The organism is Streptomyces sp. NPDC031418 (assembly GCF_055581605.1).
On the sequence record NZ_JBVIJC010000009.1, the window covers coordinates 260933 to 285580 of the forward strand.

Genomic DNA, 24648 nt, shown 5'->3' on the forward strand with positions numbered 1-24648 from the left:
CACGAGGAGGTGCCGTCATGACGGTGATGGAGCAGCGGGGTGCCTACCGGCCCGCCCCGCCGCCCGCCTGGCAGCCCCGTATGGACCCCGCGCCACTGCTGCCCGACGCCGAGCCCTACCGCGTCCTCGGCACCGAGGCGGCCGCCAAGGCCGACCCGGAGCTGCTGCGCCGCCTTCACGCCCAACTCGTGCGCGGCCGCCGCTACAACACGCAGGCCACCGCGCTCACCAAGCAGGGCCGCCTCGCCGTCTACCCCTCCAGCACCGGCCAGGAGGCCTGTGAGGTGGCCGCCGCGCTGGCCCTCGAGGAGCGCGACTGGCTCTTCCCCAGCTACCGGGACACCCTCGCCGTCGTCGCCCGGGGCGTGGACCCCGTCGAGGCCCTCACCCTGCTGCGCGGCGACTGGCACAGCGGCTACGACCCCTACGCCCACCGCGTCGCCCCGCTCAGCACCCCGCTGGCCACCCAGTTGCCGCACGCCGTCGGTCTGGCGCACGCGGCCCGCCTCAAGGGCGACGACGTCGTCGCGCTCGCCATGGTCGGGGACGGCGGCACCAGCGAGGGCGACTTCCACGAGGCGCTGAACTTCGCCGCCGTCTGGCAGGCACCGGTCGTCTTCCTGGTGCAGAACAACGGCTTCGCCATCTCGGTCCCGCTCGCCAAGCAGACCGCCGCGCCCTCCCTGGCGCACAAGGCCGTCGGCTACGGCATGCCGGGCCGACTGGTGGACGGCAACGACGCCATCGCCGTCCACGAGGTGCTCAGCGACGCCGTACGGCACGCGCGCGCGGGCGGCGGCCCCACCCTGGTCGAGGCGGTGACGTACCGCATCGACGCCCACACCAACGCCGACGACGCCACCCGCTACCGCGGTGACGCCGAGGTCGAGGCATGGCGCGCCCATGACCCGATCGAGCTGCTGGAGGCCGAGCTGACCGCGCGCGGGCTGATCGACCAGGCCGGCATCGAGGCCGTCCGGCAGGAAGCCGAGACGATGGCCGCCTCCCTGCGTGACGGCATGAACCGGGACCCCGAGCTGAACCCCATGGACCTCTTCGACCACGTCTACGCCGAGACCACGGCCCAGCTGCGCGAGCAGCGCGCCCTGCTGCGCGCCGAGCTGGAGGCCGAGCAGGAGCAGCACGGCGCGCAGGAAGGCGGCGCCCGATGACCACCGTCGCCGTCAAGCCCGCCACCATGGCCCAGGCCCTCACCCGGGCGCTGCGCGACGCCATGGCCGCCGACCCCACCGTGCACGTCATGGGCGAGGACGTCGGCGCCCTCGGCGGTGTCTTCCGGGTCACCGACGGCCTCGCCAAGGAGTTCGGCGAGGACCGCTGCACCGACACCCCGCTCGCCGAGGCCGGCATCCTCGGCACCGCCGTCGGCATGGCCATGTACGGGCTGCGCCCGGTCGTGGAGATGCAGTTCGACGCCTTCGCCTACCCGGCGTTCGAGCAGCTGATCAGCCATGTCTCGCGGATGCGCAACCGCACGCGCGGCCGGATGCCGCTGCCGATCACCGTCCGCGTCCCCTACGGCGGCGGCATCGGCGGCGTCGAGCACCACAGCGACTCCTCCGAGGCCTACTACATGGCCACCCCGGGGCTGCACGTCGTCACGCCCGCGACCGTCGCCGACGCCTACGGCCTGCTGCGCCAGGCCATCGCCTCCGACGACCCGGTCGTCTTCCTCGAACCCAAGCGGCTGTACTGGTCCAAGGACTCCTGGAACCCCGAGCAGCCCACGGACGTCGAGCCCATCGGGCGGGCGGTCGTCCGCCGCGCCGGCCGCAGTGCCACCCTCATCACCTACGGCCCCTCCCTCCCGGTCTGCCTGGAGGCCGCCGAGGCCGCCCAGGCCGAGGGCTGGGACCTGGACGTCGTCGACCTGCGCTCCCTGGTGCCGTTCGACGACGAGACGGTCTGCGCGTCCGTCCGGCGCACCGGCCGCGCGGTCGTCGTCCACGAGTCCACCGGGTTCGGCGGACCGGGCGGCGAGATCGCGGCCCGGATCACCGAGCGCTGCTTCCACCATCTGGAGGCGCCCGTGCTGCGCGTGGCCGGGTTCGACATCCCCTACCCGCCGCCCATGCTGGAGCGGCACCACCTGCCCGGCGTCGACCGCATCCTGGACGCCGTGGCCAGGCTCCAGTGGGAGGCCGAGGGCTGATGGCACAGGTGCTGGAGTTCAAGCTGCCCGACCTCGGCGAGGGCCTCACCGAGGCGGAGATCGTCCGCTGGCTGGTCCAGGTCGGCGATGTCGTCGCCATCGACCAGCCCGTGGTCGAGGTCGAGACGGCCAAGGCGATGGTCGAGGTGCCCTGCCCCTACGGCGGTGTGGTCACCGCCCGCTTCGGCGAGGAGGGCACCGAACTGCCCGTCGGCGCCCCGCTGCTGACCGTTGCCGTCGGCGAACCGTCGGCGGCCCCGGAGAGCTCGGGGAACGTCCTGGTCGGCTACGGCACCTCCGAGGCGCCGCCCCGGCGCCGCAGGGTCCGTACGGCCGCCACGGCGCCCGTCCCGGCGGAGCGCCCCGCGCCCGCCCCGGCCGCCGCCGCCCCCGCAGCGACCGCGGCCCCCGCTGCGCCCGGCCCCGCGCCCGCGCGGCCCGCCGCGGCGGGCACCGGCCCGGTGCCCGTCATCTCCCCGCTGGTGCGCAGGCTCGCCCGGGACAACGGCCTGGACCTCAGGCAGCTGTCCGGTTCCGGCCCGGAGGGGCTCATCCTGCGCGCGGACGTCGAGGGCGCCCTGCGGGCCAGGGCCGCAGGCCCGGCGACGGCCCAGCCGCTCCACCAGGCCCCCGCCCCGGCGGAGCCCGGCCACGCCACAGCGGCCACGGTCCGGCCGACGCCCGTCGGTACCCCGCGGGACGGCGTCCGCGTGCCGCTCAAGGGCGTCCGCGGTGCCGTCGCCGACAAGCTGTCCCGCAGCCGCCGGGAGATCCCGGACGCGACCTGCTGGGTCGACGCCGACGCGACGGAACTCATGCGGGCGCGGGCCGCGATGAACGCCGCCGGAGGCACCAAGATCTCCCTGCTCGCGCTGCTCGCCCGGATCTGCACCGCCGCGCTGGCCCGGTTCCCCGAGCTGAACTCCACCGTGGACACCGAGGCCCGCGAGATCGTCCGGCTCGAACAGGTCCACCTCGGCTTCGCCGCGCAGACCGACCGCGGGCTGGTCGTGCCCGTCGTCCGGGACGCCCAGGCGCGCGACGCCGAGTCGCTGACCGCCGAGTTCGCCCGGCTCACCGAGGCGGCCCGCACCGGCACCCTGACACCCGGGGAACTCACCGGCGGGACCTTCACGTTGAACAACTACGGGGTGTTCGGCGTCGACGGCTCCACCCCGATCATCAACCACCCGGAGGCGGCCATGCTCGGCGTCGGCCGCATCGTCCCCAAGCCATGGGTGCACGAGGGCGAGCTGGCCGTGCGTCAGGTCGTACAGCTCTCGCTCACCTTCGACCACCGGGTGTGCGACGGCGGCACGGCGGGCGGCTTCCTCCGCTATGTCGCCGACTGCGTGGAACACCCGGCGGTGCTCCTGCGCACCCTGTGACGCACCGCCCCTGACGTCCGGGCCGCTGTCCGCCCTGTGAGGCACCGGCCCGGCCGCGGGAGCGCGCAGGACATACTCGGAGGGTGACCTACACCGCCCCCGCCACCCCCGCGGGCCCCGGCCCCGCGCCGTACGACGCCGTCGTGCTGGCCGGCGGGGCCGCCCGGCGGCTCGGCGGGGCCGACAAGCCGTCCGTCCGCGTCGGCGGCCGCGCGCTGCTCGACCGGGTGCTCGCGGCCTGCGCGGGCGCCGGTACGACCGTCGTCGTGGCCGCCCCCCGGCCCACCGCCCGCGCGGTGCGCTGGACGCGCGAGGAGCCGCCCGGCGCCGGCCCGGTCGCCGCGCTGGAGGCGGGCCTGCGGCACACCACGGCCGAGTACGCCGTCGTCCTCTCCGCCGACCTGCCCTTCCTCGCACCGGCCGTGCTGGAACGCCTGTTGACCGCGGTGCGGGACACCGGCGCCGACGGCGCGCTGCTCACCGACGCCGACGGCCGCGACCAGCCGCTCGTGGCCGCCTACCGCACCGCCGCCCTCCGCCGCGAGCTGACCGCCCTCGCCGCCGCGCCCGACGGCCTCACCGGGCTTCCCCTGCGCCGGCTGACCGGCGCCCTCCGCCTCACCCGCGTCCCGGACCCGCTCGCGTCCTTCGACTGCGACACCTGGGACGACATCGTCAACGCCAGGGCACGCATCAGGGAGCATGGGCACGTGTTGGATGAATGGATCTCCGCAGTCAAGGACGAGCTGGGCATCGACCTGGACGTCGACACCGGCCTCCTGCTCGACCTGGCCCGGGACGCCGCACACGGCGTCGCCCGGCCCGCCGCCCCGCTGACCACCTTCCTCGTCGGCTACGCCGCCGCCCGCGCCGAGGGCGGCCCCGAGGCCGTGGCCGAGGCCGCCCGCAAGGCCACCGCGCTGGCCCTGCGGTGGGAAGCGGAGAGCGGCGGGGGCACCGGCGCCCCGGACGCCGGATGACCGCCCCCGGAACCCGCGCCGGGGAGAGCGACGACCTCGACGTCGAGGAGGCCCTGGCACTCGTGAGGGAAGCCGGTAAGGACCCCGACCACGACCCCGGCAGGAACCCCGGCGCGGAGACCGGCAGGGAACCCGGCGCCGGCGACGCCGGGCACGTCCCGGCCCCGGCAGCCCCCGCACCCGACCGGCGCGCGGCCGCACGGCACCGGGCCACGCCCTGGCCCGAGGCCCGCGAGACCGCTGCCCGGGCCGCCCGCACCCGGGCCCGCCGCGCCCCCGTCTCCGTGCCGCTCGGCGACGCGCTCGGCCTGGTCCTGGCCGCCCCGCTCGACGCGCTCACCGACCTGCCCTCCTTCGACACCTCCGCCATGGACGGCTGGGCGGTCGCCGGGCCCGGCCCCTGGCAGGTACGGGACGAAGGGGTGCTCGCCGGACACGCCCAGCCCGCGCCGCTCACCGACGGAGAGGCCGTGCGGATCGCCACCGGCGCCCGCATCCCCGCCGACACCACCGGCGTCCTGCGCACCGAGCACGGCCGCACCGACGCCCAGGGACGGCTGCACCCCACCCGGGAGATGGTCCACGGCCAGGACATCCGCCCGCGCGGCCAGGAGTGCCGCAGTGGTGACCAGTTGCTGCCCGCCGGCACCCTGGTCACCCCTGCCGTCCTGGGCCTCGCCGCGGCGGCCGGCTACGACACGGTCGCCGCCGTCCCGCGCCCCCGCGTCGACGTCCTCGTCCTCGGCGACGAGTTGCTGACCGAGGGACTGCCGCACGACGGGCTGATCCGGGACGCGCTCGGCCCGATGCTGCCGCCCTGGCTGCGTGCGCTCGGCGCCGAGGTGTCCGCGGTGCGCCGCATCGGTGACGACGCCCGGGCGCTCCTCAAGGCGGTCACCGGCTCCACCGCCGACCTGATCGTCACCACCGGCGGCACCGCCGCCGGACCCGTCGACCACGTCCACCCCACCCTGGAACGCATCGGCGCCGAACTCCTCGTCGACGGCGTCAAGGTGCGCCCCGGCCACCCCATGCTGCTCGCCCGCACCAAGGACGACCAGCACCTCGTGGGCCTGCCCGGCAACCCCCTCGCGGCCGTCTCCGGCCTGCTGACCCTCGCCGAGCCGCTGCTGCGGACCCTGGCCGCCCACCCGGCCCCCGAGCCGTACACACTGCCGCTGAGGGAGGCGGTGCAGGGCCACCCGTACGACACCCGGCTCATCCCGGTGACGCTGCGCGGCGACCGCGCCGTACCGCTGCACTACAACGGCCCCGCCATGCTCCGGGGCATCGCCGCCGCCGACGCGCTGGCCGTCGTACCGCCCGGCGGAGCACGGCAGGGCGCGGAGACGGAACTGCTGGACCTGCCCTGGGCGACCGGCGGAATCGGGGTGTGTTTCACGTGAAACAACCCGGCCATCACGCCATCGCCCATGGCGCGGTGTGTTTCACGTGAAACAACCGGGCCATGAGGCCATCCCCCCCGACGCGCCCGGCACCCGGGTGACCTCGGACACCCGCCCCGCGCGAGACGGGTGACAAGCCCGGCGGCGGAGTAGCGTCACGGGCATGTATGCGATCACGATTCCCGAATTCGGCGATCCTGACGTGCTGGTGTGGGAAGAGGTTCCCGATCCGGTGCCCGGCGAGGGCGAGGTGCTGGTCGAGGTGGCGGCCAGCGCCGTCAACCGCGCCGACATCATGCAGCGCCAGGGCTTCTACAACCCGCCGCCCGGCGCCTCCTCCTACCCCGGCCTGGAGTGCTCCGGCACCATCGCCGCACTCGGCCCCGGGGTGTCCGGCTGGGCCGTGGGCGACACGGTGTGCGCGCTGCTCGCGGGCGGCGGCTACGCCCAGAAGGTCGCCGTACCGGCAGGGCAGCTGCTGCCCGTGCCCGAGGGCGTCGGCCTGAAGCAGGCCGCCGCACTGCCCGAAGTGGTCTGCACCGTCTGGTCCAACGTGTTCATGGTCTCCCATCTGCGGCCCGGAGAGACCCTGCTGGTGCACGGCGGCTCCAGCGGCATCGGGACCATGGCGATCCAGCTCGCGAAGGCCGTCGGCGCCAAGGTCGCGGTGACCGCCGGCACCAAGGAGAAGCTGGAGCGCTGCGCCGAGCTGGGCGCGGACATCCTCGTCAACTACCGGGAGCAGGACTTCGTCGAGGAGATCCGGCAGGCCACGGGCGGGGCGGGTGCCGATGTCATCCTCGACAACATGGGCGCCAAGTACCTGGACCGCAACGTCCAGGCGCTCGCCGTCAACGGCCGGCTCTCGATCATCGGGCTCCAGGGCGGGGTCAAGGGCGAGCTGAATCTCGGCATGCTGCTCGGCAAGCGGGCCGCGATCAGCGCGACGTCGCTGCGGGCGCGGCCGCTGGACGAGAAGGCGGCGATCGTGGCGGCGGTGCGGGAGCATGTGTGGCCGTTGGTCGAGGCCGGGCACGTCCGGGCGGTCGTGGACCGTGAGCTGCCGATGGACCAGGCGGCGGAGGCACACCGTGTGGTGGAGGCCAGCGGCCATATCGGCAAGGTGCTGCTGGTCGCGCCGTAGTCACGTCCGGGTGAGGGCCGTGGCCGTGGCCGTGGTCGCAGGCGCGTCTCAGCTCTTGCGCAGCCGCAGGCCCAGGAACGCGAGGCCGAGGCCCAGCCCGATGAAGACCAGGCCGCTGCCCAGCGGAAGGATGTCCAGCACCGGCTCGCCGGCGTCCTGGCTCTGCTGGGCGGCGTTCTGGGTGGCGGCCGGCCGCAGCGGGGGACGCGCGGGGTCGAGGCCGGCCTCCTCCGGCGGCTGCGAGGCCGCCGGTGACTGTCCGGCGGGATCCGCGGTCTCCGGCTCCTCCGGTATGCCGGCGGGGTCGGGCGGCTGTGTGGGTACGGCGTCGTCGTCGCCCTCCACCTCGGCGGCGGGCCCGTCCGGCCGGCCCGGACGCATCCGCCCCTGGCCCGCCAGGCTCCCCGCCCGGGACGGATCGGGGTCCGCGGGCCGGAACGAGGCGGACGCGGAGTCGGAGGGCATGACCACGGGCGACTCCTCGGCCGGAGCGGGCGGATCCTGGCCGGGGGCGTCCGTCGCGCCGGCCGATGCCACGGGAGCGTCCGGTGTGTCGTCGTGCGGCCGCCCGTGCTGCCGGGCGTCCTGCCGGACATGGCCGGGGGAGCCCGAGGCGGCCGGATGCCCGGAGCCGAAGAGGTGCGTGGGACCGGGCTCCGGGGCGTGTACGGGCGCGGCGCAGGCGGGGGTGGCGGTGTACGCCGCCAGGGTCGCCGTGAGGGCGAGCAGCAGCCGTACGCGGTGGAAGGTGAGTCGCTGCCTTGGAGTCACGTCGGTGACCTCCCGGAGCCCAGAGGCCGTAATCGATGGATAACGAGAGAACAAGCCTCACATTCATGACTTAACAGGGCATTTTGGATTGCTCCGTCAGGTCTAAACGGTGGATCAGTCCCGCGAGGGGGCACCACGGTGATGAGGTGTACTGGTGCGAGAGAATGGCGGCATGGAGATGCCGAGGAACGAACGGTCGCCGGAGAATCCCCAGATCCTCGTCGTGGGCCAGGACGGGATGGCACTCGGCGGCGGGGACGAGGAATCCCGCGAGACCCCGGTGACGGAGCAGGTCGAGCAGCCGGCCAAGGTCATGCGGATCGGCAGCATGATCAAGCAGCTCCTGGAGGAGGTGCGCGCGGCTCCTCTCGACGAGGCCAGCCGGGCCCGGCTGAAGGAGATCCACCACAGCTCGGTGAAGGAGCTGGAGGACGGCCTGGCGCCGGAGCTGGTCGAGGAGCTCGAGCGGCTGTCCCTGCCGTTCAACGACGACACCACCCCCAGCGACGCGGAACTGCGGATCGCCCAGGCGCAGTTGGTGGGCTGGCTGGAGGGCCTGTTCCACGGGATCCAGACCACGCTGTTCGCCCAGCAGATGGCCGCGCGGGCCCAGTTGGAGCAGATGCGCCGCGCGCTGCCGCCGGGCATGAGCCACGAGGGCGGGGACGACCCCCGCACCGGTGGCCGCTCGGGCGGGCCGTACCTGTAGACCGTCAGCACGACATCCGAGATCACACCGCATGAGAAGGGGCCCGGCGGACGACCGCCGGGCCCCTTCGTCAGCGCGTGCGCCTCACTGCGGCGGGTTGCCCGTCGACACGCTCAGCTCGATGGTGCCCGGGTCCTTCTTGTCGACGTCCGAGCCCTGGGACGGGAACTGGTCCAGCACGGTGCCGTCACCCCAGGTGTTGTTGTCCACCTTCTTGATGTTCATCATCCAGCCCGCGGCCTGGAAGCAGGCCTTCACGGAGTTGATGTCCTTGTACCGGAAGTCGGGCAGTTCGATCTTGCTCGCGTCGTCCCACGCCTTGGTGGGCTCCGTGCACTGGGTCTTGTCGATCACCTTGGAGCGGTCCGGGGGGCGGTAGCCCGACCGGTGCGCGGAGGACGTCGAGGCGCTGGCGCTGGCGCTGGCCCCGCCGCCCCCGCCGGTGTCGTCGCTGCTGCTGCTCATCGACATCGCGACGATCAGACCGACGACCGCGACGAGCGACACCGCGATCGAGCCGATGATCACCGGCTTGTTGCTCTTCCCGCCGCCGGAGCCGCCGGAGCGCCCTCCGGTCTGCGTGGCCGGCTGGGGCGAGATCGTGTACGGCGGCGGGGTCGCGGCGCCCTGCGGGCCGTAGCCGACCGGGGGCGCCGTCTGCTGGGCCTGCTGCGGGTAGCCGTAGGCAGGCGCGGGGGTGTGCGCGGCCGGGGCGGCCGTCTGCGGGCCGTACGGACCCGGCTGGTACGGCGTCTGCACCGGCCCGGGGGCCGTCTGCGCGGCCTGGCCGACCGGCGGGAACACCGCGGAGCCCACGCCCGAACCGCTCTGCTGCGGCCCGGCGCCCGGCACGATGCTCGGCGGGGCCGCCTGGAAGGACGCGGCGATCCGCAGGCACTCGTCCCGCATGGCCTCGGCGGTCGGGAAACGCTCGTTCGGGTTCTTCTTCAGCGCGCGGGCGACGAGCGCGTCCACGGCGGGCGGCAGGGAGCGGTTGATCGAGGAGGGCGCGACCGGCTCCTCCTGCACATGCGCGTAGGCGATCGCCAGCGGCGAGTCCGCGTCGAACGGCAGCCGCCCGGTGACCAGCTGGAACAGCATGATGCCGACCGAGTACAGGTCGGAGCGGGCGTCCACGCCCCGGCCGAGCGCCTGCTCCGGCGAGAGGTACTGCGGGGTGCCGACGACCATGCCGGTCTGGGTCATCGAGGTGACACCGGACTGCATGGCGCGGGCGATGCCGAAGTCCATCACCTTGACCACGCCGCGCTTGGTCACCATCACGTTGCCCGGCTTGATGTCGCGGTGGACCAGCCCCGCCTCGTGGCTGATCTCCAGCGCCGCGAGCACGTCCGCGGTGACCTTCAGGGCCTTGTCCGCGGGCATGGCGCCGTACTGCCGGACGTCCTCCTCGAGGACCGAGCCCAGCGGGCGGCCCTCGACGTACTCCATGACGATGTACGGCATCGCCATGCCGTCCAGCTCGTCCTCGCCCGTGTCGAAGACGGAGACGATGTTGGTGTGCGTGAGCTTCGCCACGGCCTGCGCCTCGCGGCGAAAGCGCTCGCGGAAGGCCTGCTCCCGGCCGAGTTCCGTATGGAGCGTCTTGATCGCGACCTGGCGGTCGAGCACGGCGTCGTACGCCAGGTGCACCGAGGCCATGCCGCCTTCGCCGAGCAAGTCGCGCAGCTGGTAGCGGCCGCCGGCCAGGCCCTGCCCCGCGTACCGGCCGTGTGCGCCGTCCTGGCTCATGTCTCCGCGTCCCCCACTGCCCGTCCGGCGCCGTCGTCGATCGCGTCGTATCCGCTGCTGATCAGACGCCGGCCGCGCAGGCCTTGATCGAATGTGTCATTACCGGCCAAGTCTGCCCCAGGCCACTGACACGTCAAGCTCGGTGCCCGTTCCGTGACCGTACGCGAAAGAAGCGTCGCGCAAGCGTTACAGGGGGCGTACGACCGGCACACAGAATTTGCACGACAGCGCGTGCTACAGGTTTGATGGCCGGTCCGGCGCCGGACCGGTCCCGGTTCCGGTTCCGGACCGGCGGGCCCGACGGAGGCTGTAGCGTGGCCGACGGAGACCGTGACAACACCGCGCGCACCGCGGGCAGAAACGACGGCGAGGACTGATGGCACAGACGCAGCGCGCCCAGGGCCCGTCCGACCCCGAGGCGACTGGCGGCGGCATGTCGGACGCGCCGGAGATGTGGGGCAACGGCGGGCTCGTCGGCGACGGCCGGTACCGGCTCACGCACCGGCTGGGCCGGGGCGGCATGGCCGAGGTGTTCGCCGCCGAGGACGTCCGTCTGGGCCGTACCGTCGCGGTGAAGCTGCTCCGCGCGGATCTCGCCGAGGACCCGGTCTCCAAGGCCCGCTTCACCCGTGAGGCGCAGTCGGTCGCGGGCCTCAACCACCACGCGATCGTCGCCGTGTACGACTCCGGCGAGGACGTCGTCGGTGGCCAGTCCGTGCCGTACATCGTGATGGAGCTGGTCGAGGGCCGCACCATCCGTGACCTGCTGATGACCGCCGACGCGCCGGGTCCCGAGCAGGCGCTGATCATCGTCTCCGGGGTGCTGGAGGCGCTCGCCTACTCGCACCAGCACGGCATCGTGCACCGTGACATCAAGCCGGCCAACGTCATCATCACGCACAGCGGCGCGGTCAAGGTGATGGACTTCGGCATCGCCCGCGCCCTGCACGGCGCGTCCACGACGATGACCCAGACCGGCATGGTCATGGGCACGCCGCAGTACCTCTCGCCGGAGCAGGCGCTCGGCAAGGCCGTCGACCACCGCTCCGACCTGTACGCGACCGGCTGTCTGCTGTACGAACTCCTCGCGCTGCGGCCCCCGTTCACCGGCGAGACCCCGCTGTCGGTGGTCTACCAGCACGTCCAGGACATGCCGGTGCCGCCGTCGCAGGTCTCCGAGGGCTGCCCGCCGGAGCTGGACGGCCTGGTCATGCGCTCGCTCGCCAAGGAGCCGGACGACCGGTTCCAGACGGCCGAGGAGATGCGCGGCCTGGTCCAGTACGGCGTGCAGATGCTGTACGACCAGGGCGGCTACACCGGCACCTGGAACACCGGCCCGGTGGAGGCGCACGACGGCCGGCACACGCCGGCGGGCGGCTTCGCGGGGACGACCGCGATGCCGCACCCCATGGACGGCGCCGGCACCGCGCAGATCCCGCAGTCGATCCTGCCGCAGGGCTACGGCGGCGGTGACGACGGCGGCTTCGAGGGACACGGCAACAGGGGCAGCGGCCGCGGCAAGCTCTGGGTGCTCGCCGTCCTCGCGGTGATCGCCATCGCGGCGGGTGTGGCGCTGGCGCTCAAGAACACGGGCACCACCCACAGCCCCGGCACGGACACCAAGCCGACGACGACCCACTCCAAGTCCACGGACCACAAGACCGACTCGCCGACCCCGTCCGACAACGGCACCGGTCAGACCTCTGACACCGGAACGGGCAGCGGCTCGGACACCGGCTCCGGCTCCCACTGGACGTCGCCGACGCCCACGCCGTCGGACACCCCGTCGCAGCCGGACACCACCGACCCGTCCACCGCGCCCACGGACCCGGCGACCTCGCAGTCGCCGCCCACCAGCCCGACGGACGGCGGCACCGGCACCGGCACCGTGGACGGCGGCACCGGCACGGGCACCGTGGACGGCGGCACGGACACCGGCACCACGGTCGGCGGCGGTACGGACACCGGGGCCACGGACGGCACCACGGGCGACACCGGTCCTTGAAGGTCACCCACGGCGACCGTCCCGCCGGGCACCCCGTCGCCCCGCGGGACGTCGTCCTGAGGGCGGTCGCCGTCAGCCGGTGAACGCGTCGCACACCGCGTCGTACGCGCGTGTCCACCACACCACGAGCGCCGACGCGGCCGGGAACTGGCAGTCCGCGCGCGTGTCGCCGCGTTCGTAGTGCCAGCGCAGCATCCAGAAGTCGTTCAGCCGCTCCCACCACACCCGGTGCACGGCCGCCGCCAGCTCCGAGGGCGCCGCACCGGCCGCGCGCCGGTACGCGCGCGCGTAGGCGCGCACTTTCGGCAGGTCCAGCGTGCCCGCCGGCCGTACGAAGAAGATCGCGGCGGCGCGTACGGCCTCCTCCGCGCGTGGCTGCACGCCGAGCCGGTCCCAGTCGACGATCGCCGCGGGTGCGTCGTCGTCGGTGTAGAGCAGGTTGAACGGGTGGAAGTCGCCGTGCACCCAGCCCACCGAGGCGCCGCGCGGCGGGCGCCGGTCGGCGTGCTGCTCCAGCAGGGCGCGGCGCTCCTGGAGCCGGTGCCGGGCCAGTTCGTCGAAGGCGTCCGCGGGGCGGTGGCGGTCGACGTGCGCGAGCAGGCCGTCGATGACGGTGAGGGTGTCGGCCGGGTCGGCGCTCTCCACCGGGTGGGGGCTGGTGGCCGGGCGGGTGCGCCCCTTCGGCGGCATCACGCGCTCCAGGCAGGCGTGCACGGCGCCCAGGAGTGCGCCGAGGCGTGCGCTCTCCCCACGGGTGAGCTGGCCGCCGTGGCGGTGTCTGCCGTCGATCCACGGGTGCAGGGCGTAGGCGTGGCCGCCGATGACGGCGACGGTGCGGCCCTCGCGGTGGGTGAGCGGCAGGGCGACCGGGACACCGAGGTCGGCGAGGCGCTGGGTGGCGCGGTGCCGGCGTTCGATGGCGGCCGGATCGGCGGTGTCCGGGTCGAAGTGGTGCTTGAGGAAGTAGCGGCCGCGGGTGGTGCAGAGCCGGTAGCCGCGGTTCAGCAGGCCCTGTTCGACCGGTTCACAGGTGAGGGCCGTACCAGCGGCGTAGAGGTGCAGCAAGGGGCCGAGAGGGGGCGCGTGGGGCACGGCGGGTGGTACACAAGAGCGCGGCACGCGGCAGATGCTAGGGCACGAAAAGAGGCCTGTGAGCTGCGGGTTATCACAGACAGTCGCTGGTGATCGCTTTCGGTCATGCGGCGGGCTTTATCAAATGTTTCCGTTGCTTCCGCTCTTTTCCGCCTGCATTCGGACTACATCGGGCCGCGCAGGAATTCTTGATCGTCTTCTCGGCGGGACACCCCGCTGGGGAGGATTGCCATGATTTTTCGGTCTTGGCACGGCGAACCGGTCTCGCACGCAAACTCTTCCCGTGAGCTGGGTGAGCGGGATAACGTGCGCATGTTCCGGCCGCGACAAGGCTGTGACCAGCACGCTTGCACACCACCCCGATTTACTTGGAAATCCAAGCAAAATCGCAGGTCAGGTGGGGTTTCACAGAATTGTGAAGCACTGGGTAACGTAATGGTTGCAGGGCGCTCGCCGGGGCACCTGTCACGCCTGTTCCCGGCCGAGTGGCACCCACCCCGTGCCCCGTGGTCGAACAGGTGAGCCGCACTGGCCTACCGGCAACCCCGGGGGCCGGAACGACGGAGGAGCACACGTGACCGTGGAGAGCAGTGCCGCGCGCAAGCCGCGACGCACCGCCGCAGGCAAGGCCGGCACCACCGGCGACAAGACCGGTACCGCCGGGAAGACGTCCGGGGCCACCGGCACCAAGCGCACCACCCGTACCAACCGCACCACCGCCCGGAGCACCGGGCCGGAGCTGGTACAGCTCCTGACCCCCGAGGGCAAGCGGGTCAAGAACGCCGAGTACGACTCCTACGTCGCCGGTATCACCCCCGAAGACCTGCGCGGCCTGTACCGCGACATGGTGCTCACCCGCCGCTTCGACGCCGAGGCCACGGCCCTTCAGCGCCAGGGCGAACTGGGCCTGTGGGCGTCCCTGCTCGGCCAGGAGGCCGCCCAGATCGGCTCCGGCCGCGCGCTGCGCGACGACGACTACGTCTTCCCGACCTACCGCGAGCACGGCGTCGCCTGGTGCCGCGGGGTCGACCCGACCAACCTGCTCGGCATGTTCCGCGGCGTGAACAACGGCGGCTGGGACCCGAACGGGAACAACTTCCACCTGTACACGATCGTCATCGGCTCGCAGACGCTGCACGCCACCGGCTACGCCATGGGCGTCGCCAAGGACGGCGCGGACTCGGCCGTCATCGCCTACTTCGGCGACGGCGCCTCCAGCCAGGGCGACGTGGCCGAATCGTTCACCTTCTCCGCGGTCTACAACGCGCCCGTCGTGTTCTTCTGCCAGAACAACCAGTGGGCGATCTCCGAGCCCACCGAGAAGCAGACCCGCGTCCCGCTCTACCAGCGCGCCCAGGGCTACGGCTTCCCCGGCGTCCGCGTCGACGGCAACGACGTCCTGGCCTGCCTCGCGGTCACCAAGTGGGCGCTGGAGCGCGCCCGCAGCGGCGAGGGCCCCACCCTGGTCGAGGCGTACACCTACCGCATGGGCGCCCACACCACCTCCGACGACCCCAGCCGCTACCGCGGCGACGAGGAGCGTCTGTCCTGGGAGGCCAAGGACCCGATCCTGCGCCTTCGCCGCTACCTGGAGGCCGCAAACCACGCGGACGAGGGATTCTTCGCGGAACTCGAGGCCGAGTCCGAAGCGTTGGGCAGGCGAGTGCGCGAAGCGGTCCGCGCCATGCCCGACCCGGACCACTTCGCCATCTTCGAGAACGTGTACGCGGACGGGCACGCGCTCGTCGACGAGGAGCGAGCCCAGTTCGCCGCCTACCAGGCGTCGTTCGCGGACGCAGAAGGGGGTCACTGAGATGGCCGAGAAGATGGCGATGGCCAAGGCCATCAACGAGTCGCTGCGCCGCGCCCTGGAGACGGACCCCAAGGTCCTCGTCATGGGCGAGGACGTCGGCAAGCTCGGCGGTGTCTTCCGGGTGACCGACGGCCTCCAGAAGGACTTCGGCGAGAGCCGGGTCATCGACACCCCGCTCGCCGAGTCCGGCATCGTCGGCACCGCGATCGGCCTGGCCCTGCGGGGCTACCGCCCGGTGGTGGAGATCCAGTTCGACGGCTTCGTCTTCCCGGCGTACGACCAGATCGTCACCCAGCTCGCCAAGATGCACGCGCGCTCGCTGGGCAAGGTCAAGATGCCGGTCGTGGTCCGCATCCCCTACGGCGGCGGCATCGGCGCGGTCGAGCACCACTCGGAGTCCCCCGAGGCCCTGTTCGCGCACGTCGCCGGCCTGAAGATCGTCTCTCCGTCCAACGCCTCGGACGCCTACTGGATGATGCAGCAGGCCATCCAGAGCGACGACCCGGTGATCTACTTCGAGCCCAAGCGCCGCTACTGGGACAAGGGCGAGGTCGACACCGAGGCCATCCCGGCCCCGCTGCACAAGGCGCAGGTCGTCCGCGAGGGCACCGACCTGACCCTGGCGGCCTACGGACCGATGGTGAAGCTCTGCCAGGAGGCCGCCGCCGCGGCCGCCGAGGAGGGCAAGAACCTGGAGGTCGTGGACCTCCGCTCGGTCTCGCCGCTCGACTTCGACACCCTCCAGACCTCGGTGCAGAAGACCCGCCGTCTGGTCGTCGTCCACGAGGCGCCGGTCTTCTTCGGCTCCGGCGCGGAGATCGCCGCGCGGATCACCGAGCGCTGCTTCTACCACCTGGAGGCCCCGGTGCTCCGGGTCGGCGGCTACCACGCCCCGTACCCGCCGGCGCGTCTGGAGGAGGACTACCTGCCGGACCTGGACCGCGTGCTCGACGCCGTCGACCGCTCGCTGGCGTACTGAGGGAGAGGGTCGTGACGACGATGACGGAAGCGTCCGTACGCGAGTTCAAGATGCCGGACGTGGGCGAGGGCCTCACCGAGGCCGAGATCCTCAAGTGGTACGTCCAGCCCGGCGACACGGTCACCGACGGCCAGGTGGTGTGCGAGGTCGAGACCGCCAAGGCGGCCGTCGAACTCCCCATCCCCTACGACGGCGTGGTCCGCGCACTCCACTTCCCCGAGGGCACCACGGTGGACGTGGGCACCTCGATCATCGCCGTGGAGGTCGCGGGCGCCGCACCGGCGCAGGCACCGGCCGCCCAGCCCGCCGCCCAGCCCGCCGCAGAGCCCGCGGCACCGGCGGAAGAGCCCAAGCCCGAGGGCCGCAAGCCGGTCCTGGTCGGCTACGGCGTGGCCGCCTCCGCCACCAAGCGCCGCCCCCGCAAGGGCCCCGAGGTCACCGTCCCGGCAGCCGCGCAGGCGCTCCAGAAGGAGCTGAACGGCCACAGTGCCGTGCCGCAGGACCGCCCGCTGGCCAAGCCGCCGGTGCGCAAGCTGGCCAAGGACCTCGGTGTCGACCTGGCCACCGTGGTCCCGTCCGGCCCGGACGGCGTCATCACGCGCGAGGACGTCCACGCGGCGGCCGCGCCGAGGACCGCGGAGCCGGCCGCCCCGGCGGCCCCGGTCACCCCCGCCCCCGCGCCGGCGGTCACGTCGTACGACACGGCACGCGAGACCCGCATCCCGGTCAAGGGCGTCCGCAAGGCGACGGCGCAGGCCATGATCGGCTCGGCCTTCACCGCCCCGCACGTCACGGAGTTCGTGACGGTGGACGTGACCCGCACGATGAACCTGGTCGAGGAGCTGAAGCAGGACAAGGAGTTCCAGGGCCTGCGCGTCAGCCCCCTCCTCGTCATCGCCAAGGCCCTGCTGGTCGCCATCAAGCGCAACCCCGACGTCAACGCGTCCTGGGACGAGGCGAACCAGGAGATCGTGCAGAAGCACTACGTCAACCTGGGCATCGCCGCGGCCACCCCGCGCGGCCTGATCGTGCCGAACATCAAGGACGCGCACGACAAGACCCTGCCGCAGCTGGCCGCCGCGCTGGGCGAGCTGGTGACGACGGCCCGCGAGGGCAAGACCTCCCCGGCGGCCATGCAGGGCGGCACGGTGACCATCACCAACGTCGGCGTCTTCGGCGTCGACACCGGCACGCCGATCCTGAACCCCGGCGAGTCGGCGATCCTCGCGGTCGGCGCGATCAAGCTCCAGCCGTGGGTCCACAAGGGCAAGGTCAAGCCGCGCCAGGTCACCACCCTGGCCCTCTCCTTCGACCACCGCCTGGTCGACGGTGAACTGGGCTCCAAGGTCCTCGCCGACGTGGCGGCGATCCTGGAGCAGCCGAAGCGGCTGATCACCTGGGCGTGAGGCGGTAACACCGCACCACCCGGAGGGGGCGAGCGCGACACGGGCTCGCGACCGCCCCCTCGCTCACACCCCGCGCTCAGCTCCGGGGCGCGGGCTGCGCACGGAACCAGTGGCCACCGGTGCTCCAGCCCAGCAGGCGGCGGCCCGTGCCCGCGTCGGCCGGGGTGCCGGCCAGGGCCTGGCTCAGGCCGGTGAGGGCCGGAGCGAGACGTCCCGCGACATGCCAGGGCTGACGGGCGGTCTCCTCGGCCAGGCGGCCGACAGCGTGCCGCTGGGCGTCCGCTGTGCACAGCGACAGGAAGAACACCATCTGCCGCCAGGCGTAGGCGACGTCCTTGATGGTGCCGAGTGGGCGCGGGTGGTGCTGCACCTGTCCGGTGAGCCGGCATACGGTGCCGAAGCAGCGCAGCGCCAGCTCGTCCCAGCCGATGCCGGGTTCGATGCCCGCCCGGTGCACGAGCGTGGCCAGGTTGTGGGTGGTGAGGATCTGCGCCTGCTCGATGACCGTCCCGTTCCGGGCGACCCAGGAGGTGGACGTCCCCGCGCCCGGAGCGAACCGTTCCGCCCGCTCCCGGCACAGCGCGGCGAAGCCGGGCGACGTATGCGCCCCGCCGGACGGGTATGGCCCAGGGGACCGCAGTGCCGTGTTCCCCGCCTCCACGATCGCGAGGTTGCGCAGCGCCCGGTAGTCGATGGCGTAGTACCGCTCGTAGAGGGAGCCGTGGAGGAGTTCGGCCGCGACCCGCGCGGCCGTCAGGAACTTCGGGCTGAAGGTGCCCATGAAGATGTCCGCCGCGAGTTCCTCGGTGAAGGGCGCCCCCAGCTCGGCCTGGCGGGCCAGCACGGACAGCTCGCGGATCAGCGGGTTGGGCAGGATCGTGCCGGGGAAGGCCCGCACCGCGAGCCCGCCCAGCTCGCGCAGCGCGGCGGCCGCCACCTCGTCCGCCCCGGCGTCCGTCCGGTGGGCGGCGACGGCCCGGACCCAGGGCAGCTCCTCCACCCGTACCTGCCGCTCCAGGTTGAACAGCAGCAGGGAGCGGCGGTTGCGGAACGCCCGGTAGTTCGCGGCGGCCAGCGAGCGCAGGGCCGGTTCACGGTGGGCCGCGGCGGTGGTGGCGGCGACCAGCTGGGGGACCAGCTCGGCGAGGACCTCCGCCGAGGGCACGACACCGCGGTCCACGAGCGTCCCGACGGGTGCGCTGAGCGCCGCCTCGACCGGCCGGCGCACGGCCGGTGGAATCACCGCGCCCACCGGTACACCTGCGCCGCCGGGCACACGGGCGCCGCCGGGCACACGGGCGCCGCCGGGCACACGGGCGCCGCCGGACACACGGGCGCCGCCGGGCACACCGGTGCTGCCGCCTGCCCCGGTCGCGTCCGGCACGGCCGTGGCGGCGGCCTCCTCGGCGCTCACCGGTGCGACGGCCGCCGCGACATCGCTCACCCCGTCGTCCCCGGGCAGGCCGGACAGCCGCCCCAGCACCACACGGGCCAGCGCATGGTGCGAGGGCAGTGCGGCCTGGGCGGCCTGCGCCCGGCGCAGCGCGGTGTGCTCCGCGGAACCGGGCAGGCCGCGCCGCCGGACCATGGACGCGACGGCGTGCCGCACCAGCCCGAGCCGCCGCGGTGCCAGATCCTTCCCGGTGACGACCTCCGCCAGCGCCCCGCACAGGATGCCCAGGTTCTCCTTGGGCTTGCGGTGCTTGGTGCAGTGGGTGTGGCGCCGGCCCAGTTCGCGGTAGCGCCGCAGCAGCCCGGCCGAGCGGGCGTGCCAGTCGCCGTCGGTGGCGCGCGGGAGGCGGACGTACCCCTGCTCGTCCGTCACCTCCAGCCAGTGCCGCAGCAGTTCGTCGCCGAAGGGCTGCCAGACGGCCAGGGCCTCGCGCTGGGTCTCGACGGCCGTGCTGGGCTGCCGGCGGGCGAGCGCCGCACGGGCGTCGGCGACGGTGGAGCGGTGCACGGCGTCGGGCCGGGGCGCGGGCCGGTCGGCCGGCCGCGGACAGAACCGCAGCCGGTCCGCGAAGGGGGCCAGCTCCTCGACCAGGTCCAGTGCCGCGTCCGTCTCCCCGGCCCGGACCAGCCAGGCCACGGTGAGCAGGGCGGCCTCCTCCGGCACGGTCACCTCGTAACGACCGCTGTCGAGAAGGCCGTAGAGCCGCGCGAGTCCCTCCTCGGTCAGGAAGGAGGCGAACAGCGCCTGCCGCTCCTCCCGGACGCCGGCCCGGCGCGCGGCGGCGATCTCGTGGTCGAGCAGCGGGCCGCCCGCGCTCGGCCGGCCGGTGGCGAAGCCGCCACGCACCACCTCGGGCGTGACCCAGGCGGGCAGTCCGGCGACGGGGGTGCGGGAGCCGATCGTCAGCCGGCCGCTCGCCATCCCGTCCAGGACCGCACGCCACCTGCGGCCGCGTTCCTCGCCACGGCGGCGGGTCTCGGGGTCAGGGTGGGTGGCGGCCGTACGGAACGCGGCGGCCAGCTGACCGGCCGCGTATCCGGGGTTCGCCTGCGCGAGGTGCTGCTGCTCAGCGTCGTCCTTCATAGCCGGCATGGCGGGTTCCGCCCCCGCGCCCTCCGGGTGAAGAGCCCGGTGCTCTGCTGCTGAGCTACATGCCGATGCCCCGAAGCTAGACGGCGGGCCGCTGCCGTACAAACGGGTTTTCGCCGCGCAGGCCGGGAGGCGTCGATCACCTCGCCCGGAGGGGGCACGGAACTGCCGTAGATTGACTGCATGTTGACGGGGACCAAGGAATCGGCTCGGCATGCGAGGCGGCGGACCGCGGCGGACGGGGGCGGGCTCGCCCGGTCGTCCGCGCTGATGGCCATGGGGACCGTGGTGTCCCGCGGGACCGGTCTGATCCGCAATGTGCTCCAGGCCGCCGCGCTCGGCACCGGTCTCCTCGCCACCACGTACAACACGGCGAACACCGTGCCCACCAGCCTCTACACCCTGATCGTCGGCGGTGCCCTGAACGCGGTGCTCGTGCCGCAGCTCGTACGGGCCCGGAACACCCACCCCGACGGCGGGCGGGCGTACGAGCAGCGGCTCGTCACCCTCGTCGTGACCGTGCTGGCCGTCGGTACGGCCCTGGCCGTGTGGGCGGCGCCGGAGATCGTGGACCTGTACATCCGCGACACACCCGACAGTCACCAGGCATATCAGCTGACCGTCGTCTTCGCCCGGTTCCTGCTGCCGCAGATCTTCTTCTACGGCCTGTTCTCCATCTACGGCCAAGTGCTCAACGCGCGCGAGAAGTTCGGCGCGATGATGTGGACACCGGTGCTGAACAACGTGGTGCTCATCGCCATGTTCAGCGTCTACCTCGGCATGATGACCGTGCCGCACACCGTCGCCGACGTCACCGACGTCCAGGTGCGGTGGCTCGGCGTCGGCACCACCGCCGGTATCGCCCTACAGGCGCTGGCGCTGCTGCCCTTCGCGCGTGCCGCCGGATTCCGGTTCCGGCCCCGGTTCGACTGGCGCGGCACCGGGCTCGGCTCCGGGATCCACGCGGCCAAGTGGACGCTGCTGTTCGTGCTCGCCAACCAGGTCGCGCTGACGGTCGTCACCAACTACGCCAACGCCGCCGACCGCGCGCTGCCGAATGCGGGTGTGGGCTACACCGCCTACAGCTATGCGCAGACGATCTGGCTGCTCCCGCAGTCGATCGTGACCGTCTCCCTGGTCACCGCCCTGCTGCCGCGGATGAGCAAGGCCGCGGCGGAGGCCCGGGTCGGCGATCTGCGGGCCGATCTGTCGCGGGCGCTGCGCATCAGCGGGGTGGTCATCGTGCCCGCCGCCTTCCTGTTCGTCGCCCTCGGGCCGCAGATCGCGACGCTCCTCTTCGCGCACGGCACCGCCGACCCGGCCTCCGCCCGGCCGCTCGGGCACATGCTCCAGGCGTTCGGGCCGGGGCTGATCCCGTTCTCGGCCCAGTACCTGCTGCTGCGCGGCTTCTACGCCTTCGAGGACACCCGTACGCCCTTCTTCATGGCCGTGTGGATCGGCGCCGTGAACATCGCCCTCGCCACCGCCTGCCATCTGCTGCTGCCCGCGCAGTGGGCGGTGACGGGGATGGCGGGCGCGTACACCGTCTCCTACCTCGCCGGACTCACCCTCACCGCCCGGCTGCTGGCCCGCCGCGTCGGTGGCCGGCTGGACGACGGCACGCTGCGCACGACGTACGCCAAGCTGCTGTGCGCGGGCGGCGCGGGAGCGGTCGCGGGATGGGCGGCGGCCCGGGCGGGTACGGGGGTTCTGGGCGGCGGTACGGCGGGCACCGCGCTGGCCACGGCCGCGGGCACCCTCGCGCTGGGCGCGGTCTTCCTGCTGCTGGCCCGGGTACTGAAGATCACCGAACTGCGCCGGCTGCCCGGGTTCCGGTCCTGAGTCGGAGCGGTGCGGGATCGGTGCCGGATCGGAGCCGGATCGGTGCGGGATCGCTGTCGGGTCGCTGTCGGCCGCTGGATCACGACCTGACCCTGACCCTGACGCTGGGTCAGGGGTGGCTCGGGGTCGGGCCAGGGCTGTCACGGATAGTGCTGGGCGGGCCGCGGGCGGCACGCTGGTGTCATGTCGAAATCGCGTGTTGCTCCGGTCCGTTGGTCCTCGTTCGTGCGTCGTCTCGCCGGTGCCGCAGGCGCGGTGGCCCTCGCCGGTACGGCGGCGGTGTGCACGGCGGGAGCTGCCCAGGCGACCCCGGCCACGTCCACTCTTTCCGCGTCTTCCACTGCTTCCACCACTTCCATCGGCTCCGCCGCCTCGGCCGCCGACTTCCGTGACTGCCCGCCCCTGCCCGCGGGCGTCGACCCGGCCCGCTGGAGATGCGAAGTGCACACGGCCGCGCCGCGGTTGACCCTGGGCAAGGTCGCGGTGGACCTGGCGCCGATCACCATGACGCATGCCGAGGGCCCCATGCCCGACGGCGGCAACGGGCAGGTGTGGGGCACCATGCACACCCCCCCGACCGCTGTGCCGGGCGGGTTGACCGGGACCCCGGCCGGTGACCGCTCGCCGGTGCTGGGGCTGGCGATACAGCCGGAGTACGGCGGTCGGTTCGACGCCTACACCGGGACGTTCAGCCTGCGGTTCCGGCTGCTGAGCCCGATGCTGCCGCAGGGCTGCACGGTCGGGGCGAGCGCGCCGGTCGACTTCCGGCTGAAGCGCTCGGGCCCGTCGAAGTGGATATCCCAGGACCCGCCGGTGATCGAGTTCTCCGCCTACGACGACACCTTCACCGCCCCGGCGGCCGAGCACTGCGGCCCACTGGCCGGGCCCCTCAACCGCAGGCTGGGGCTCCCGGCGGACAGCGGCAACCTGCTGTCGTACGACGCGTCCTACACCTTCAGGACATACGACCAGCTGCGCTGAGAGAGGAGCCCGACCCTGGCCGGCGACCCGGCCTTCGACCCGGGCCGTCCAGCCCAGCCGTCATCCTCGGTCGTCGTCGCCGGCCTTCGTCCCCGGCCGTTCAGGCCGACTGCCGTGCCCGCAGGGTGTTCAGCAGGGCCGCGCCCCGCTCCGCGTCGTCCACGCTCACCGCGAAGTCGGTACGGCGGCCCCGGGGCCGTATCACCAGACAGTCACCGGCGCGGAGCATGACGGTCGTGCCGAGGCCGCTGAAGCGGTATCCCCAGCCGCCGACCTGGGCCGGCCGGCGCTGCTCGGCACGGGCGGACTCGATGGCGGTCGCGGACCAGTGGCGGGCGGGCCAGCCGAGCGGACCGAACGTCACCTCCAGGCCGGCGTCCGACACCTTGGCCTGGACGGAGGAGCAGGCGGCGCCGGTGAGCGAGATGACGGTGCCGGCCACCAACACGGGCCAGAGAAGGCAGGCAGAGGCCAGACCGAGAGCGAGTGCCACCAGCGCGGCGACGGCGACCAGACCGGTCAGCGCCGCCATCAGCTGGAGCCAGGGGTTGGCCGCGCGGGAGAACCACACCACCCGCTCGTCCTCGGGGAGGTCCAGCCGGGGACCCGTCGCCGGGGCCGTGGCGGCGGCGTGGCGGACGGTCAGCCGCCAGGCCGCCACCCCCGCGAGGGCGGCCAGGACCAGCATCGCCACGCTGCCCAGGACGGGCTCGCGGGCGTCGTGCCAGTCGGCGCGGTCCAGGTTCGCGCGGACCACGCAGAGCTCGGCGCCGGTGAGGATCACCGCGGTGGGGGCCAGCGCGATCGCCACCCAGGGGCGGGGCGAGGGCCAGGAGCGGCGCCACCGCACGCTGATCGCGATGGCGAGGAGCAGCCACAGCGCGGCCGGGAAGAGGGAGGCGGTGCGCAGCGGCATCGAGCCGTCGGGGGCGGCACCGCCGCTCCAGTGGGTGGCCAGCCGGTCGGGGAGCCGGTCCCGCACGGCCCACGGCAGCCCGGCGATCAGCGCGGCCACGGCGGCGATCCCGCCGGCGCACGCCCCACGCCGGGCCCCACTGCCCGGCCCCCACCCTCTGCCCCGCCTCTGTTCCTGTTCCCGGTCGAGAGTCCGGTCCCGGCCTTGCTCCCGCCTCCCGTCCTGTCCGTCGTCCTGTCCCTGCTGCCGTCCGCGGTCGTGCTCTGTCGCGGTGTCGTCGGGCACTGGCTCGTCCGTCATGACAACCCCCGGATCATGTCGATGAGATCGGTCCGGCTGTAGCCCAGCCGGGAGGCCTCCGTGACCAGTTCCCGCACCTTGATCTGGAGACCGGAGTGCCGGGACGCGTCCTCGGCGACGGTGATGCCCCGGCCGCGGCGGAACTCCAGCAGGCCCTCGTCCCGGAGTTGGCGCAGTCCGCGCAGGACGGTGTTGACGTTGATGTCCAGGGCCGTCGAGAGGTCGCGGGCCGAGGGCAGGCGGTCACCCGGGCGGCACTCGCCCTCGGCGACGGCCCGCCGGATCGCGGCCGCGACCTGCTCGTGCAGGGGGCGGGTGTCGGTCTTGTCCAGGCGCAGCAACATGGTGCTAATGAAGCTAGCACCATTCATTCCATCTGTCTTGGCAATCCGGTGGCTCCGGGAGGGCCGGGCAGCAGAACGGGCCCGCAGCCGGGGGCTGCGGGCCCG

Annotated in this window: 19 protein-coding genes and 1 tRNA gene; 13 read left to right on the forward strand and 7 right to left on the reverse strand. The window is 73.4% G+C overall.

Annotated features, from left to right (window positions below):
* The first annotated feature begins 17 nt into the window (after positions 1-17).
* From pdhA (ACZ5CZ_RS15620) to ACZ5CZ_RS15645, 6 genes are all read left to right on the forward strand, one after another.
* Positions 18-1172: a pyruvate dehydrogenase (acetyl-transferring) E1 component subunit alpha gene (gene pdhA, locus ACZ5CZ_RS15620; protein WP_468943002.1), complete on the forward strand. Its 1155-nt coding sequence runs from the start codon at positions 18-20 to the stop codon at positions 1170-1172.
* Positions 1169-2173, forward strand: coding sequence for an alpha-ketoacid dehydrogenase subunit beta (locus ACZ5CZ_RS15625; RefSeq protein ID WP_468943005.1), 1005 nt, complete (start codon positions 1169-1171; stop codon positions 2171-2173). The genes pdhA (ACZ5CZ_RS15620) and ACZ5CZ_RS15625 overlap by 4 nt, the downstream gene beginning before the upstream one ends.
* Complete coding sequence (locus ACZ5CZ_RS15630) at positions 2173-3561, forward strand: dihydrolipoamide acetyltransferase family protein (RefSeq protein ID WP_468943008.1); 1389 nt, start codon at positions 2173-2175, stop codon at positions 3559-3561. Before ACZ5CZ_RS15625 ends, ACZ5CZ_RS15630 begins: the two co-directional genes overlap by 1 nt.
* Before the next feature lie 83 nt (positions 3562-3644).
* Positions 3645-4541 (forward strand): NTP transferase domain-containing protein, encoded by an 897-nt coding sequence (locus tag ACZ5CZ_RS15635; RefSeq protein ID WP_468943011.1) that lies wholly within the window; start codon positions 3645-3647, stop codon positions 4539-4541.
* Entirely contained in the window at positions 4538-5947 is a 1410-nt protein-coding gene (locus ACZ5CZ_RS15640; protein ID WP_385841618.1) for a molybdopterin molybdotransferase MoeA, read from the forward strand. The genes ACZ5CZ_RS15635 and ACZ5CZ_RS15640 overlap by 4 nt, the downstream gene beginning before the upstream one ends.
* Before the next feature lie 163 nt (positions 5948-6110).
* The gene (locus tag ACZ5CZ_RS15645; RefSeq protein WP_467545814.1) at positions 6111-7091 is read left to right on the forward strand and encodes an NAD(P)H-quinone oxidoreductase; all 981 of its coding nucleotides are present in this window, start codon (positions 6111-6113) and stop codon (positions 7089-7091) included.
* 48 nt (positions 7092-7139) lie between these two features.
* On the opposite strand, the gene ACZ5CZ_RS15650 is transcribed toward ACZ5CZ_RS15645, so the two are convergent.
* Positions 7140-7862 carry a hypothetical protein gene (locus ACZ5CZ_RS15650; protein WP_468943014.1) on the reverse strand — a complete coding sequence of 241 codons (723 nt, stop codon included), beginning with the start codon at positions 7860-7862 and terminating at the stop codon, positions 7140-7142.
* A 172-nt stretch (positions 7863-8034) separates the two neighbouring features.
* Here ACZ5CZ_RS15650 and ACZ5CZ_RS15655 point away from each other — a divergent pair, with 172 nt between their 5' ends.
* Positions 8035-8571, forward strand: a complete 537-nt coding sequence (locus tag ACZ5CZ_RS15655) for a bacterial proteasome activator family protein (protein ID WP_385841621.1) — start codon at positions 8035-8037, stop codon at positions 8569-8571.
* An 84-nt stretch (positions 8572-8655) separates the two neighbouring features.
* On the opposite strand, the gene ACZ5CZ_RS15660 is transcribed toward ACZ5CZ_RS15655, so the two are convergent.
* Positions 8656-10323, reverse strand: coding sequence for a Stk1 family PASTA domain-containing Ser/Thr kinase (locus ACZ5CZ_RS15660; RefSeq protein WP_385841622.1), 1668 nt, complete (start codon positions 10321-10323; stop codon positions 8656-8658).
* 376 nt (positions 10324-10699) lie between these two features.
* Between ACZ5CZ_RS15660 and ACZ5CZ_RS15665 the strand changes: the two genes are divergently transcribed.
* On the forward strand, positions 10700-12328 hold the full coding sequence (locus ACZ5CZ_RS15665; RefSeq protein WP_385841623.1) for a protein kinase domain-containing protein: 1629 nt from the start codon (positions 10700-10702) through the stop codon (positions 12326-12328).
* 72 nt (positions 12329-12400) lie between these two features.
* Here ACZ5CZ_RS15665 and ACZ5CZ_RS15670 read toward each other — a convergent pair whose 3' ends face one another.
* Positions 12401-13420: a phosphotransferase gene (locus ACZ5CZ_RS15670; RefSeq protein ID WP_467545868.1), complete on the reverse strand. Its 1020-nt coding sequence runs from the start codon at positions 13418-13420 to the stop codon at positions 12401-12403.
* Between the two features lie 574 nt (positions 13421-13994).
* Between ACZ5CZ_RS15670 and pdhA (ACZ5CZ_RS15675) the strand changes: the two genes are divergently transcribed.
* The 3 genes from pdhA (ACZ5CZ_RS15675) to ACZ5CZ_RS15685 are packed head-to-tail and all read left to right on the forward strand — an operon-like array spanning position 13995 to position 17618.
* Positions 13995-15233 (forward strand): pyruvate dehydrogenase (acetyl-transferring) E1 component subunit alpha, encoded by a 1239-nt coding sequence (gene pdhA, locus ACZ5CZ_RS15675; protein ID WP_385841625.1) that lies wholly within the window; start codon positions 13995-13997, stop codon positions 15231-15233.
* Position 15234: 1 nt separating this feature from the next.
* Positions 15235-16212, forward strand: a complete 978-nt coding sequence (locus ACZ5CZ_RS15680; protein ID WP_385841626.1) for an alpha-ketoacid dehydrogenase subunit beta — start codon at positions 15235-15237, stop codon at positions 16210-16212.
* A gap of 11 nt (positions 16213-16223) precedes the next feature.
* Complete coding sequence (locus ACZ5CZ_RS15685) at positions 16224-17618, forward strand: dihydrolipoamide acetyltransferase family protein (RefSeq protein WP_468943021.1); 1395 nt, start codon at positions 16224-16226, stop codon at positions 17616-17618.
* Between the two features lie 76 nt (positions 17619-17694).
* Here the strand turns inward: ACZ5CZ_RS15685 and ACZ5CZ_RS15690 are convergent, their stop codons facing one another.
* Both ACZ5CZ_RS15690 and ACZ5CZ_RS15695 read right to left on the reverse strand, forming a co-directional pair.
* Positions 17695-20154, reverse strand: coding sequence for a hypothetical protein (locus ACZ5CZ_RS15690; protein ID WP_468943023.1), 2460 nt, complete (start codon positions 20152-20154; stop codon positions 17695-17697).
* Positions 20155-20156: 2 nt separating this feature from the next.
* Positions 20157-20228 (reverse strand) — tRNA-Lys (locus tag ACZ5CZ_RS15695).
* A gap of 115 nt (positions 20229-20343) precedes the next feature.
* Here ACZ5CZ_RS15695 and murJ point away from each other — a divergent pair.
* Positions 20344-22002, forward strand: coding sequence for a murein biosynthesis integral membrane protein MurJ (gene murJ, locus ACZ5CZ_RS15700; protein ID WP_468943026.1), 1659 nt, complete (start codon positions 20344-20346; stop codon positions 22000-22002).
* Positions 22003-22185: 183 nt separating this feature from the next.
* Positions 22186-22983 (forward strand): hypothetical protein, encoded by a 798-nt coding sequence (locus tag ACZ5CZ_RS15705; protein ID WP_468943028.1) that lies wholly within the window; start codon positions 22186-22188, stop codon positions 22981-22983.
* Between the two features lie 100 nt (positions 22984-23083).
* On the opposite strand, the gene ACZ5CZ_RS15710 is transcribed toward ACZ5CZ_RS15705, so the two are convergent.
* Entirely contained in the window at positions 23084-24007 is a 924-nt protein-coding gene (locus tag ACZ5CZ_RS15710) for a DUF1648 domain-containing protein (protein ID WP_468943119.1), read from the reverse strand.
* Positions 24008-24195: 188 nt separating this feature from the next.
* Positions 24196-24543, reverse strand: coding sequence for a GntR family transcriptional regulator (locus tag ACZ5CZ_RS15715; RefSeq protein WP_385841633.1), 348 nt, complete (start codon positions 24541-24543; stop codon positions 24196-24198).
* Between the last annotated feature and the right edge of the window lie 105 nt (positions 24544-24648).

Coding starts and splice junctions, on each gene's coding strand:
- pdhA (WP_468943002.1), top strand. CDS start 18: ATGACGGTGATGGAGCAGCGGGGTGCCTACCGGCCCGCCCCGCCGCCC.
- ACZ5CZ_RS15625 (WP_468943005.1), top strand. CDS start 1,169: ATGACCACCGTCGCCGTCAAGCCCGCCACCATGGCCCAGGCCCTCACC.
- ACZ5CZ_RS15630 (WP_468943008.1), top strand. CDS start 2,173: ATGGCACAGGTGCTGGAGTTCAAGCTGCCCGACCTCGGCGAGGGCCTC.
- ACZ5CZ_RS15640 (WP_385841618.1), top strand. CDS start 4,538: ATGACCGCCCCCGGAACCCGCGCCGGGGAGAGCGACGACCTCGACGTC.
- ACZ5CZ_RS15645 (WP_467545814.1), top strand. CDS start 6,111: ATGTATGCGATCACGATTCCCGAATTCGGCGATCCTGACGTGCTGGTG.
- ACZ5CZ_RS15655 (WP_385841621.1), top strand. CDS start 8,035: ATGGAGATGCCGAGGAACGAACGGTCGCCGGAGAATCCCCAGATCCTC.
- ACZ5CZ_RS15660 (WP_385841622.1), bottom strand. CDS start 10,323: ATGAGCCAGGACGGCGCACACGGCCGGTACGCGGGGCAGGGCCTGGCC.
- ACZ5CZ_RS15665 (WP_385841623.1), top strand. CDS start 10,700: ATGGCACAGACGCAGCGCGCCCAGGGCCCGTCCGACCCCGAGGCGACT.
- ACZ5CZ_RS15680 (WP_385841626.1), top strand. CDS start 15,235: ATGGCCGAGAAGATGGCGATGGCCAAGGCCATCAACGAGTCGCTGCGC.
- ACZ5CZ_RS15690 (WP_468943023.1), bottom strand. CDS start 20,154: ATGAAGGACGACGCTGAGCAGCAGCACCTCGCGCAGGCGAACCCCGGA.
- murJ (WP_468943026.1), top strand. CDS start 20,344: ATGTTGACGGGGACCAAGGAATCGGCTCGGCATGCGAGGCGGCGGACC.
- ACZ5CZ_RS15705 (WP_468943028.1), top strand. CDS start 22,186: ATGTCGAAATCGCGTGTTGCTCCGGTCCGTTGGTCCTCGTTCGTGCGT.
- ACZ5CZ_RS15715 (WP_385841633.1), bottom strand. CDS start 24,543: ATGTTGCTGCGCCTGGACAAGACCGACACCCGCCCCCTGCACGAGCAG.